At 42.4% G+C, this 11,820-nt stretch carries 12 protein-coding genes, 1 tRNA gene and 1 pseudogene; 10 read left to right on the plus strand and 4 right to left on the minus strand.

The window, feature by feature from the left end:
* The first annotated feature begins 49 nt into the window (after window positions 1-49).
* The 3 genes from recR to F5613_RS16130 are packed head-to-tail and all read left to right on the plus strand — an operon-like array spanning window position 50 to window position 2,412.
* The gene (gene recR / locus F5613_RS16120) at window positions 50-673 is read left to right on the plus strand and encodes a recombination mediator RecR (protein WP_079683061.1); all 624 of its coding nucleotides are present in this window, start codon (window positions 50-52) and stop codon (window positions 671-673) included.
* Window positions 674-682: 9 nt separating this feature from the next.
* Window positions 683-1,858 (plus strand): glycosyltransferase family 2 protein, encoded by a 1,176-nt coding sequence (locus F5613_RS16125; protein ID WP_179400520.1) that lies wholly within the window; start codon window positions 683-685, stop codon window positions 1,856-1,858.
* Window positions 1,859-1,878: 20 nt separating this feature from the next.
* A complete protein-coding gene (locus F5613_RS16130) occupies window positions 1,879-2,412 on the plus strand; it encodes a GNAT family N-acetyltransferase (RefSeq protein ID WP_179400521.1) in 534 nt (177 codons plus the stop codon).
* Window positions 2,413-2,442: 30 nt separating this feature from the next.
* On the opposite strand, the gene F5613_RS16135 is transcribed toward F5613_RS16130, so the two are convergent.
* Both F5613_RS16135 and F5613_RS16140 read right to left on the minus strand, forming a co-directional pair.
* Window positions 2,443-3,039, minus strand: a complete 597-nt coding sequence (locus F5613_RS16135) for a YqgE/AlgH family protein (protein WP_179400522.1) — start codon at window positions 3,037-3,039, stop codon at window positions 2,443-2,445.
* Between the two features lie 117 nt (window positions 3,040-3,156).
* Window positions 3,157-4,473 carry an aminotransferase class I/II-fold pyridoxal phosphate-dependent enzyme gene (locus F5613_RS16140; RefSeq protein WP_179400523.1) on the minus strand — a complete coding sequence of 439 codons (1,317 nt, stop codon included), beginning with the start codon at window positions 4,471-4,473 and terminating at the stop codon, window positions 3,157-3,159.
* 144 nt (window positions 4,474-4,617) lie between these two features.
* Here F5613_RS16140 and F5613_RS16145 point away from each other — a divergent pair.
* The 5 genes and pseudogenes from F5613_RS16145 to F5613_RS16165 all read left to right on the plus strand — a co-directional run bounded on the left by F5613_RS16145 (window position 4,618) and on the right by F5613_RS16165 (window position 8,095).
* Window positions 4,618-4,694 (plus strand) — tRNA-Asp (locus F5613_RS16145).
* Window positions 4,695-5,145: 451 nt separating this feature from the next.
* Window positions 5,146-6,336 (plus strand): annotated as a pseudogene (locus F5613_RS16150) (site-specific integrase); the annotation flags it as partial.
* Window positions 6,337-6,605: 269 nt separating this feature from the next.
* Window positions 6,606-7,118, plus strand: coding sequence for an ORF6N domain-containing protein (locus F5613_RS16155; RefSeq protein WP_179400349.1), 513 nt, complete (start codon window positions 6,606-6,608; stop codon window positions 7,116-7,118).
* A gap of 7 nt (window positions 7,119-7,125) precedes the next feature.
* The gene (locus tag F5613_RS16160; protein WP_179400350.1) at window positions 7,126-7,545 is read left to right on the plus strand and encodes a virulence RhuM family protein; all 420 of its coding nucleotides are present in this window, start codon (window positions 7,126-7,128) and stop codon (window positions 7,543-7,545) included.
* Window positions 7,546-7,570: 25 nt separating this feature from the next.
* Complete coding sequence (locus F5613_RS16165) at window positions 7,571-8,095, plus strand: hypothetical protein (protein ID WP_179400351.1); 525 nt, start codon at window positions 7,571-7,573, stop codon at window positions 8,093-8,095.
* Window positions 8,096-8,395: 300 nt separating this feature from the next.
* Here F5613_RS16165 and F5613_RS16170 read toward each other — a convergent pair whose 3' ends face one another.
* Window positions 8,396-9,646, minus strand: a complete 1,251-nt coding sequence (locus F5613_RS16170; protein WP_179400352.1) for a Y-family DNA polymerase — start codon at window positions 9,644-9,646, stop codon at window positions 8,396-8,398.
* Window positions 9,643-10,098: a LexA family protein gene (locus F5613_RS16175; protein WP_179400353.1), complete on the minus strand. Its 456-nt coding sequence runs from the start codon at window positions 10,096-10,098 to the stop codon at window positions 9,643-9,645. The genes F5613_RS16170 and F5613_RS16175 overlap by 4 nt, the downstream gene beginning before the upstream one ends.
* A gap of 422 nt (window positions 10,099-10,520) precedes the next feature.
* Between F5613_RS16175 and F5613_RS16180 the strand changes: the two genes are divergently transcribed.
* Both F5613_RS16180 and F5613_RS16185 read left to right on the plus strand, forming a co-directional pair.
* Window positions 10,521-10,781 carry a hypothetical protein gene (locus tag F5613_RS16180; RefSeq protein ID WP_179400354.1) on the plus strand — a complete coding sequence of 87 codons (261 nt, stop codon included), beginning with the start codon at window positions 10,521-10,523 and terminating at the stop codon, window positions 10,779-10,781.
* A gap of 10 nt (window positions 10,782-10,791) precedes the next feature.
* Complete coding sequence (locus F5613_RS16185) at window positions 10,792-11,784, plus strand: fusion protein (RefSeq protein ID WP_179400524.1); 993 nt, start codon at window positions 10,792-10,794, stop codon at window positions 11,782-11,784.
* Window positions 11,785-11,820: the final 36 nt, after the last annotated feature.

Below are 11,820 nucleotides of genomic sequence, written 5' to 3' on the forward strand. Positions count from 1 at the left end.
GTATTCCGTTTATATTTCGCGTATATTTGTAGCGTACAACCAGAAATAAATGAATCAGAAATATCCATCTGCGTTACTCGAGAACGCAGTAAATGAATTGTCAAGTTTGCCGGGAGTGGGGCGGAAGACCGCTTTACGTCTGGCTCTCTATATCTTACGGCGCGATGTAGCCTATGCCGAAGGATTTGCTTCGGCTCTGTTGAACCTGCGTAAAGAGGTGAAGTATTGCAAGGTATGCCATAATATCTGCGACGACGAGATGTGCGGTATCTGTGCCGATCCGCAACGGGATCATTCCCTGGTCTGCGTGGTGGAGAACATCAAAGAGGTGATGGCTATCGAAAATACCGGTCAGTTCCGGGGCGTGTACCACGTGTTGGGAGGCATTATTTCGCCCATCGAAGGAATTGGACCCGGCGATCTGCAGATAGCCAGTCTGGTTGATCGTGTGGCCGCCGGTGATGTAAAGGAGGTTGTTATGGCGCTGAGTACCACCATGGAAGGCGATACCACCAACTTCTTTATCTACCGCAAATTGTCGCCCTACCAGATCAACGTATCTGTGATAGCCCGGGGAGTTTCCATCGGCGACGAGATCGAGTATGCCGACGAGATCACGCTGGGACGGTCTATCGTTAACCGTACAAGCTTTAACGATTCTATCAAAATCTAAAAACAAAACATGGAAGAGATAACACTATCGGTTGTAATCGTAAATTACAATGTAAAATATTTTTTGGAACAATGCCTCTATTCCCTTCGTGCCGCCCTGCAGGGCATGGAAGCCGAAGTCTTTGTGGTAGACAATAACTCCACCGACGGATCGGTGGCCTACCTCAAACCCAATTTCCCCGAGGTTACCTTTATCGAAAACAGCGACAACCCCGGCTTTGCCAAAGCCAACAACCAGGCCATCCGTCTGGCTAAGGGAAAATATATCCTGCTGCTTAACCCCGATACCGTTATTGGTGAAGACAGTATACGTTCCTTGTGTTATTTCCTCGAAGAGAAACCCAAGGCCGGTGCTCTGGGCGTTAAAATGATAGATGGAAACGGTGTCTTCCTGCCCGAATCCAAGCGCAGCTTTCCCACACCCTGGGTATCGTTCTGCAAAATGTTCGGTCTGTCTAAGTTGTTTCCCAAAAATCCACGCTTTGCCAAGTACAGTCTGCCGTATCTCAATCCCGATGCCCGACACAAGGTAGATGTGCTGGCCGGTGCTTTTATGCTGATCCGGAAGGAGGCTTTGGATAAAGCCGGACTGCTGGACGAAGATTTCTTTATGTACGGCGAGGATATCGATCTTTCGTACCGTCTTAAATTGGCCGGATACAAGAATTATTACATGCCCGAACGAATCCTGCACTACAAAGGCGAAAGTACCAGCAAGGGCAACATTAAATATGTAAAGATATTCTACGGAGCCATGCTCATCTTTTACCGGAAGCATTATTCCGGAGCCGGAAAGCTGTTCTCCCTCTTGATTCGCCTGGCCGTGTGGTTTCGGGCGTTGCTGGACCTGGTGTTTCATACGTCGGCCAACAAAAAAACAAAGTCATCCTGCAGGCGTCTGCTTATTCTTAGCAGTGAAATGTCGCTCGAAACTGTGCGAACCGCCTGTTTGAAACAGATACCGAACCTCGAATTTGTAAATCACTGGAACCTCGACGAGCACCGGGTGATGGACTGTATCAACCGAAGCAACCGGATGAAGGGATTTACAGACATCGCCTTCTGTTACAATGATGTACGATTTGAACAACTCCTGCTGTTGATGGATAAGATGCCCGACAAGCATATTACCTATCATATCTACAACAAAAAGAGCGGCGTGCTGGTCTCGCCCGGTAAAAAATAACAGATAAAAACAGGTTGGATATGAAGCTATTGGAAAATGAACGAATCATCCTGAGGGCCCTCGAGCCCGAAGACCTTGACGTGCTCTATCGTTGGGAGAATGATGCCTCATTGTGGCAACACGGCAACACCCTGACACCCTTTTCACGCTATGTGCTGAAGGAGTACATAGCCAGTGCACACCAGGATATCTATACCACCGGTCAGCTTCGCCTCATGATTCAATCGCGGCAGACCGGCGAAGCTGTGGGTACCATCGATCTGTTCGATGTAGATCCGCATCACCGCCGTTGCGGAATAGGTGTGTTGGTAGACCCGGCCTACCGTCGTAAGGGATATGCCGGCGAGGCCTTGTCGCTTGTGCTATCCTACGCCTTCTCCTTTCTTAAACTCAAACAGGTGTATGCCCATGTGCCCGTAAACAACGAAGCCAGCGTTAAGCTGTTCACCCTTGCCGGCTTTAAGATAGCCGGACGATTGGTGCAATGGATCAGTACACCAGACGGATTTGCCGATGTATACCTGATGCAATACGTGTTTGCGGAAACGAATTAACGGCGGATAACTTATCCGCCGGTGAGGTGACTAATTAAGAAAAGGATCTTTGGGGAAATTGGACCATGTTTTGTAGCGTCCACCCAGTCCGGATAACGAAGCTTTCCAGAAAGACTCGTCCTCCGCAAGCATCACCTTGTTGCAGGACGATTCTCCAACTACCCAAGCATCCTGGTTAATCTCGGTACTAAGCTGATTCTCGGTCCATCCCGAGTACCCTAAAAAGAACTTTACTTTGCCCTCCAGCTTGTGACCAGCCAGAATGTAACGCTTCAACGCATCAAAGTCGCCACCCATATAAAGTCCTTTACTGAATTCCACCGCTTCGGGAATAAGCGTGTCACCTAATGAATGTATAAAAAATAAACGGTCCGAAGCCACCGGTCCCCCTAAATAAACCGGGATATCCGGCAGGTTCTCAAACTCAGGAATCACCCTGTTCAGCTTCATTTCCAGCTTTTTATTCAGCACGAAGCCCATGGAGCCCTTTTTATCGTGCTCCACCAATAAAACAACCGAACGCTGAAAGTAAGCATCCTGCAGGAAAGGTTCCGAGATCAGTATATGCCCCTTTTCAGGAAGTACGTTGTTGTGAGTAATCTTGAATATGTTGTTATATTGTGCCATACCTGTGAAGTCGTTTGGTTAGAAAAACAGCGACAATATAAAACAAAAAGTTGGACGAAACAAATATATTACACCGGCATACCTGTTAAAGAAGTGTTAAGGTATGCCGGTAAATAGTTAATTATGAGCACGATTGGCTTTAAATATTTTCAAACGCTCTTCAAGCAGAGCATATTGATGATCCTTGATGAACGAAGTACAAGCTCTCAATCCCTGCTGATTACTACCCGTTGTACTTAACGAAATTGCACTGATTCCGTAATACATAAGTTCTTCCATCAATTCGGAGCCGGTCATACCCGGATACCCGATTGTAAAATAGAAACCATCGGCAATCGGTTCGGACAAATCCTGATCGTATACAATGGTAAAACCATAATCGGTAAAGATCTTTTTAAGCTTGGCCGCCCTTCTGCCATACTCTTTCACGTCGGACACAAAATCGAAGGAGCCGTCGGATGCTGCTTTAAACATAGCCGCCAACGCATACTGAGCCGAGTGACTTGTACCGGACGACAGCGCATAAAGTACCCTGTGTATGTATACCGTACCAAAGGTGCCACCTCCGTAACGCTGGGTAAGTCCGGGGTAGGAGCGATGATATAATTTGTTGGATATGGCGGTTACACCGATACGCTGACCTGCATAGCTGAACGCTTTGGACCCAGAGATCTGTAAAACATAATTATCCGTATAGCGTGCTACCGTAGCCTGATAAGGAGCCTCGAAAGGCACCCCGAGGGGTTTGCGGAAATCCATGGCAAAGTAGGCCAGATCTTCAATCACGATCACATCATACTTATTGGCCATTTCGCCAATGATCTGCAGCTCTTCCTCTGTAAGACAGAACCAGGCTGGATTGTTTGGATTCGAATAGATCATCGAAGCAATGTTACCTTTACTCAGGTACGACTCCAGCACCTCGCGCAACTTCTTGCCGCGGCATTCGTAAACGTCGAACGATTCGTACTTATAGCCCATCACCGCAATCTGTTGCTTTTGCACCGGAAATCCCGGATCAATAAACAAGATGGTATCCTTGCCCGGTGTGCACTGTCCGCTTACCAGAAAAGAGGCGTACGTACCCTGCATGGAACCGGTAACAGGCACACACCCTTCGGCTGCCACATCAATATTTATAAAAGCCTTAATAAATCGTGAAGCCTCCTCTTTCAGCTCGGGCAAACCATTTATATTAGGGTATATGGAGGCAGCACCTGCCTGAAGCGCTTTAATTTCTGCTTCTACACCTACTTTGGCGGCCGGCAGTCCCGGAACCCCCATCTCCATATGAATAAATTCTGTTTTAGTAAGTTGTTCCAATTGATTGGAAATCGCAACCACCTCACGTATAGTAGCTTTACCAAAATCGGGCAACCCGTATCCTTCAATCACTTTACGTGCGGTTTGGTAATCAACAGGCGTATTTTTCATGCTTAATCATTTAATGTTTCCTGCAAAAGTAAAAAAAATAATTGTTAGATTTAAAAAAAGTCTTTCAAAGTATTGCGAATTCAAAAAAAGCCCCTATCTTTGCATCGCATTTGAGAGAAAGTGCAACACGAAAACAAAAAAAATGGTTCGGTAGTTCAGTTGGTTAGAATACATGCCTGTCACGCATGGGGTCGCGGGTTCGAGTCCCGTCCGGACCGCCAAGAAAAGGAAATTTGAAATACAATGTTGGAAGCGTTGAAAAACAGTCAGTTAGGATTTCCTAACCTAAACTGTACCCCCTAAGAGAAATCGAAAGGATAAAACGCTAAAAGAAAGCAAATTAACCTACAAAGGTGGCTTTCCCGTCCATACCGCAGAGAGCCTACGACAAGAGGCGCCAAAAGAAAGACAAGCCCTTCATATTCAGTGAATATGAGGGGCTTTTTTTGTTTATCATGTCTTGGTCTAAAGCCAAGAAAAAGACGAAAAAAGACAAAGCAGCTAACCTAAACTGTACCCCCTTTCCGAAAAAACGCAAGGGGGTACAGTAATTCGAAGCGAAGGGGGTACAGTTTGGTCAAAATTGGCAGCGTATTGTCCTGATTTGGCATAGTGCATAAAATTCATTTTTAGATAGTTATCGGTAATTTTGTAACATTAAAAAATGAGTTTATGAAAAGTACATTTCGCATTCTTTTCTATGTAAAGAAAGACAAAAAAAGAGCAGACGGCACTTATCCTATCATGTGCCGTATTACCATCGACGGAGAACCAAGCCGTTTTAACACAAAAGTAAATGTCAATCCCAATATCTGGGACGCAAAAGCCGGTATCGCTATCGGCAAATCTAATGAAGCTGTTGAAGTCAATGCCTTATTGAATACTATAAAAACAAGTATTCATAATGTGTATCATGAGTTACAGACAAAGGAAAACAATGTAAATGCCGAAAGAGTTAAGAATCTCTTTCTCGGCATTGAAGTAAAACATCAGACTGTACTCGAACTTTTTCAACGCCATAATGATGATATTGCCAAATTAGTTGGTATAAGCAAATCCAAAGAAACACTCCAAAAATATGTAGTAGCCTATAAACGAATGGCTGACTTTATAAAGGAGTATTATAATGTATCAGACATTTCTTTAAAAGAGGTGAATCATATGTTCCTGCACAACTTTGAAATTTACCTGATGACTTCCTGTAACTGTAAAGAGAATACTACCGCAAAATTTCTGCAACGTTTCCGTACAATTATCATCATGGCAAAAAATAATGGTTGGATACACATTGATCCGTTTGCCAATTTTAAGATACGCTTCAAGAAGACAGATCGTGGCTACTTGACACAGCAAGAAATTGATATAATTATGCGAAAGAAATTTGCTTCCGAACGCCTTGAACGAGTACGGGATATATTTATTTTCAGTTGCTTCACGGGGCTTGCCTACATAGATGTAAAGAACTTACGCAACTCTAACATCCGAACTTCTTTTGATGATGGATTATGGATTATGGGTAAACGGGAGAAAACTGGTGTTAATTACAACGTCCCTTTGCTTGATGTTCCAAAGCAAATTATAGATAAGTATTCTGGAAAATTACCGGATGATAAAGTTCTTCCGGTTATGAGCAATCAAAAGATGAATGAATACTTGAAGGAAATCGGAACAGTGTGCGGTATTGATAAAAATTTGAGCTATCACCTTGCAAGACATACATTTGCAACCCTTACCTTGACCAAAGGGGTATCTATCGAAAGCGTATCAAAGATGTTAGGGCATACCAATATCAAAACTACCCAAATTTACGCAAGAATCACAGATGTCAAGGTCAGCAATGACATGGCTTCATTTGCTGAAAAACTGGAAGAGAAAAAGATTAAATCTAAATCTAACTTGGATAAACATTTTGAGTGTCTTTCTTTGGGTGAGAAAATGGCATTATTCAATCTTCCAATTACTCTATCAAATGATCCTGAAAGAGTGAAACGCATATCTATGATGTGGCACAGTCTTTCAGAGGAAGAAAAATTTTCTCTTTGGGCGAATACATTTGAGAAAGAAGAAGCATTTTCATTCAAACCGATGATGAAAGTACAAAAAATAGCTGTAAATCAATAAATCACAATATCATGGAACTACAAATCATACAAAGTAAGATTTATGAAATCAGAGGGATGCGTGTCCTTTTGGATTTTGATTTAGCAGAAATGTATCAAGTAGAAACAAAAAATCTGAAACGTGCTGTAAGGCGTAATATAGAACGCTTCCCGGAGGATTTTATGTTTGAACTAACTGATAGTGAGAACGAAGACTTGAGGTGCAATTTTGGCACCTCAAGTTGGGGCGGTAGCCGTTATCCCCCATTCGCATTTTCTGAACAAGGGGTCGCCCAACTCTCGAGCGTACTCAACAGTTCTTTGGCAATTCAAGTCAATATCTCTATTATCAGAGCTTTCGTAACTTTGCGCCAATACGCACTCGGTTATGCAGAACTAAACCGTAAATTAGAGGATTTTATGATAGAAACCAATATGCAGTTCAGCGATATTTATCAGGTTCTCACCGAACTGGCTTCACAAAAGGAGCAGGAAAATAAGCCTCGCAGGCGAATAGGCTTTAATATTCAACACGATAAAGAATAGCAAAATTATGGAACGAGGATATATCAGAATCAAAGAAAACAACGAAAATCAGCTAATTATCGAAGCAAAACTCGTAAATTGCACCCTGTGGATGACTAAGCACGAGATAGCTGATTTGTTCAACGTATTTGTAAATACAGTCGGTAATAATCTGCGGTCTATATTCAAATCGGGTTTATTGCGAGAAGAAGACGTAACCCGAATACACAAATACGGGCATAACGGTCGCCAAAGCGAGACGACATTATATAATATGGAAGTACTGATTTTTGTCAGTTATCGCATCGCGTCTTATGAAGCGAAAGCGTTCAGGGAATGGGTTATGAAAGCACTAACCGAATATACCCGGACGAAACCCAGAAAAGAAACAGAGGTTTTGATTGTATATAACCTATCATCAAAACTATTTGATATTTCATTGAATTAAGTCAAACTATTAATACATAGGCATTATGAAAAATGTATTTTATTTATTAATCGCGGTTTTGTTGGTCGCCTGCGGTGGCTCAAATAGCAATAGCATCTACGAAAAAACGATTAGCGAATCATTGCTAAAAGGAAGCTCTGCTTCCGACCTAAACTTCAAGATTATTGAGTTAAACGAACAAGGCAAAATAACAGTTGCCGACAGTATCGCTTTCCTTACTGACGAATTTCGGAAGGATAAAGAACTTATTGTTAAACGTATCGAACTGGCTAAGGAAATGACCTCTGATTTGCGGGCGAATACTAAGCTCAAAAGTGAAGTTGATAAATACGACGATGACATTGTAGTAATGAACAACCGTATCGACTCGCTTAAAAATCTTACTCCTGATAACCTGCAAGGGTATGAAAGCAGAAGTGCGGATGATGCCCTCGCCGTAATTGTTCGATGTAAATATTCGCTTACTATCGGCGGAAAGGCTGTTGAAGAAACATTCGATTTTTATCTATCTCCCGATGGCAAAAAACTTTATGGTAAAAAGAGAATTTAAACGATACTTGTAAACAGACCAAAAGCCTATTTCTTCATTGAGATAGGCTTTTTCTTTATCGCACCTGCAACACTCTTTGTGTTTCCGTTTCGTTTGCGTAATCTTCTTGTCTGCCACGCTTCGCCGGGCAGGAAGTTACGAGAACTGCACTCACACATCAAAGAAAGTTTCGGTAGGAAAACACAAGCATACTCTTTTGAAGCGTATCGTACCCTTGTAAAGATTGTTTTGTCGGAACAATGTATTTAGACGGTTTTTATTTTCACGCAATTATGCTTGAAGCACATAATCTTCCCCGTTCTAATTAATCCGTATTGCGTCTTTCAGGCGGGTGGAATAACAAGGAGAAAGATTGTTCTGCCTCATTTTCCATTCGTGGTCTATGCCCTGAGCACCGAAAATAACCGATTTTGGATACTTGGAATTGATCAGGTCAAGCGTTTTTGTCAATCTCCTCTGTTTTTCTCTGTTCAAGCCATCAAAAAGATTGGTCTGGATACAACTGTCGGGAACGATATTGGTAATCATCACGCCCGCTTTCTTGTACTGATATCCTTCCTTGAAAATCTTTTTCAACGCTTCAAGCGCATAATGAATTATTTCAGCTGGGAAATTTGTCGGCACGGGCAGTTCGATAATGCTACTCTGATAATATTGCGGCAAATCTTCCTTGAATTTATTGGTATGGATAAACACCATCAGTGAAGTGGCACAGGACTTTTGCCTTCTTAGCTTTCCGGCACAAAGCGAGGCAAAAGTAGCTACCGACTCGGACAATGGGATATATTCCGAAACCATATTACCAAAACTTCGGGATGTGAGGATCTGCTTTTTGTTGGGAAGTACCTGCTCCAAGCCTATGCAGGCTTCGCCGTTGAGCTCACGCCAGGTGCGTTCGCCAACAATGGTCATATATTTGCGTACCCACGAACTGCTTTTCTGCGTAAAGTCAAATGCTGTTTTTATGCCTTGGGATTCTAAAAACTTCCGGTGCTGTCTTCCGATACCCCACACATCACCTATTTCTGTTTTCTGTAATGCTTTGATACGTTTTTCGTCCGAATCGATAATGCAGACATTTTTATAAGCGGGATATTTTTTAGCAAAACGGTTACCCAATTTTGCCAATGTTTTGGTAGGCGCGATGCCCAAAGAAACAGGAATGCCGGTCCATTTTGTGATAGTTCCAACTATTTTTTTGCCGTAATTAGCTAAATCACTAAATCCGTCCAATGCTAAAAATGCTTCGTCAATCGAGTAAATCTCCACATCGGGCGTAAATTGGCGGATGATATTCATCACTCGGTTCGACATATCACCGTAAAGTGTAAAATTGGTCGAGAAAACGGCAACCTTTTTCGTCCTTACCAAATCGTCTATCTGGTAAAAAGGGGTTCCCATTTTAATGCCAAGTCCTTTGGCTTCGTTACTTCTGGCAATAACACAGCCGTCGTTGTTGCTTAGCACAACCACAGCTTGTCCGTTGAGAGCGGGATTGAATACGCGCTCGCAAGAAGCATAGAAATTATTGCAGTCGAGAAGTCCTATCATCGTTTAATATGCAGACAATTTTTGATACTGTATGTTACCACACCCCACACCATAAACTGGTTTTCTTCTGTCACTTTTATTGGTTGGTAATCGTCATTTTCGGGCATCAGCCATATAATATCATTGTCTCTTTTGATAAATTTGGTCGTAAATTCGCCGTCAATAAAGCACACAGCCAAATAATTATCACAAAACTCCATCGAGCGGTCGATAACGAGAATATCACCGTGCATAAGGCCTATCTTTTTCAGGCTGTCGCCATTCACTACACCGTAAAATGTCGCCTCTTTATTTTTAATCAATTCCTTATTCAAATCAATCGATTGGTCTAAAAAATCTTGGGCAGGAGAAGGAAATCCAGCCTTTATACCTTCATTGGCAAAAGGCAGAGCGAGTTCCGTTTGTGTGTCGGAACGGTAAATGCGAATTTTGTGTTTTGACTTGTTAATCATAGCTACAAAAATAGAATTTATTGAGCTATCTCCTTCTTTTTTAATCTTAAAATATTTGTGTCGTATAACCGGATTTCAAGCATCTTTCTCATTATAAAAGAAATCTGTTCAAAAAACTTTTCAACGGTATATTTCTCTCTTTTCCTTGCCTTCCTAATTCTTCCACATTCCGGTTAAAGTCATCCTTTTGAGCGGTCGCTTTTGTTCTGCGGGCAAAGGTATGAACGTGCAGATTACGGACTGTAAAGTTCGAGCCACAAGTGGTTTTGCCACAAATCTTCCTCTTTCCCTCCCTGAAAAATTGGGGTCGGGCGAGCGTATTTATTGCAAAAAACTTGACAGTCCTATGCACTATCCCTTTTTATGCCCTCGAAACAAAAAACGACCGACGTGATGGATGACGCAAAAAAAATGTCAGAATTATGAGAAAAGAGAAAAACATACTGAAACAAAACTCCCTCGGCTCCGGAATCATCATAAAATTGGTGGCGGTAGTGGTTTGGATAGCGTTTTTAGGGTTGTTATCTCGTTCGGGTGGAACTATTTCCCTTGTGGTGGCAGGTTGGCTTATCTGGAAGTTATTAAGACTCTTTTTCAAGTTTGTAGGCTTGCTTTTCTCTCTCTTTCTGACAGTTGTTTCTATCGGGATTATTCTCGTAATCATCACATTATTAATTTTTTAAAATCAGAAATATGAGCAAAGTATTTTTATTAGGTGCAAACAAGGAAATTGACAGAGCCAAACAAGTGGTAGAAGTCAATCAGATTATCCAAATGGAGGGCTACAACAACGATAAATACGTTGTGTGCGACATTCTTAAAAGAGATTGGGGTATAGCATATAAGTTAATTTGTTTACGGACAAAGGAATTCTACATTGCGGATATTATCCGACCATTGAAAGAAAAATTCGGTATCGGCTATTATTACGACCAGGACAATCCGACATTTTTGGACGGCATTGAAGTCGCAATGCTATTGCAGGAGGCACAGCAAAAGAAGAAAACAGAGCAGGACGAAGCCGAACAGGAAAAAAACAGAGTAGAACAGGTTAGGGAAATCGGTCGCAAACGCTTTGCTGAGATATTTCCCGAAGATGCACAGGCGGTTATCGTAGCACGTTTAAGACAAAACGAGAGCGACAGCTATACTGATTACTACTCATATAGCACACAGCGGACGGTTATCATAGGTTTTTCCAAGCACAAAAGGGACATCTTTTCTGAAATGCGTAAACACGCATCCAACTTTGAGGAAACCGCTTATTTAGCTGAGCCTAACGAAGATTACGAACACCGTGAGAAGTACAGCATGGGCGACGGCTACTATTTGGGCGAAAGCAAATATCACGGTTGGATAATCGAGAAAGAACCCGTGTATAAACGTGAAAACACGATAGAGGAATTTGCCTACACCGCAGGAAACGAGGATAACATTCATATCAACAAGAACGGAGGTACAACGCCGCCAAGCAAGCCGACAGGAGGCAAAGCAAATTGCACATTGGTTGAGTATTCAACCAAAGCGGTGGCGGTTTTCGGAGAAACAAAGTCAATCAAAGACGAACTTAAAGCAATGGGCGGACGATTTAACGCTCGATTGACTTTCAATGGTCAGAAGTTGGCAGGGTGGATATTCCCAAAATCACAAGAGCAACGGTTAGCGTATTATTTCGGATTAGATTAATTATTCACAAGGGACAGAGCCTATTCTGTCCCACAA

The organism is Macellibacteroides fermentans (assembly GCF_013409575.1).
GTDB lineage: Bacteria > Bacteroidota > Bacteroidia > Bacteroidales > Tannerellaceae > Macellibacteroides > Macellibacteroides fermentans.

Bases quoted from the DNA above. Each gene is read 5' to 3' on its own strand.
- F5613_RS16160 (WP_179400350.1), top strand. From the start codon at position 7,126: ATGGAACGAGGATATATCAGAATCAAAGAAAACAACGAAAATCAGCTA.
- F5613_RS16135 (WP_179400522.1), bottom strand. From the start codon at position 3,039: ATGGCACAATATAACAACATATTCAAGATTACTCACAACAACGTACTT.
- F5613_RS16130 (WP_179400521.1), top strand. From the start codon at position 1,879: ATGAAGCTATTGGAAAATGAACGAATCATCCTGAGGGCCCTCGAGCCC.
- F5613_RS16170 (WP_179400352.1), bottom strand. From the start codon at position 9,646: ATGATAGGACTTCTCGACTGCAATAATTTCTATGCTTCTTGCGAGCGC.
- F5613_RS16175 (WP_179400353.1), bottom strand. From the start codon at position 10,098: ATGATTAACAAGTCAAAACACAAAATTCGCATTTACCGTTCCGACACA.
- F5613_RS16165 (WP_179400351.1), top strand. From the start codon at position 7,571: ATGAAAAATGTATTTTATTTATTAATCGCGGTTTTGTTGGTCGCCTGC.
- F5613_RS16125 (WP_179400520.1), top strand. From the start codon at position 683: ATGGAAGAGATAACACTATCGGTTGTAATCGTAAATTACAATGTAAAA.
- F5613_RS16180 (WP_179400354.1), top strand. From the start codon at position 10,521: ATGAGAAAAGAGAAAAACATACTGAAACAAAACTCCCTCGGCTCCGGA.
- recR (WP_079683061.1), top strand. From the start codon at position 50: ATGAATCAGAAATATCCATCTGCGTTACTCGAGAACGCAGTAAATGAA.
- F5613_RS16155 (WP_179400349.1), top strand. From the start codon at position 6,606: ATGGAACTACAAATCATACAAAGTAAGATTTATGAAATCAGAGGGATG.
- F5613_RS16140 (WP_179400523.1), bottom strand. From the start codon at position 4,473: ATGAAAAATACGCCTGTTGATTACCAAACCGCACGTAAAGTGATTGAA.
- F5613_RS16185 (WP_179400524.1), top strand. From the start codon at position 10,792: ATGAGCAAAGTATTTTTATTAGGTGCAAACAAGGAAATTGACAGAGCC.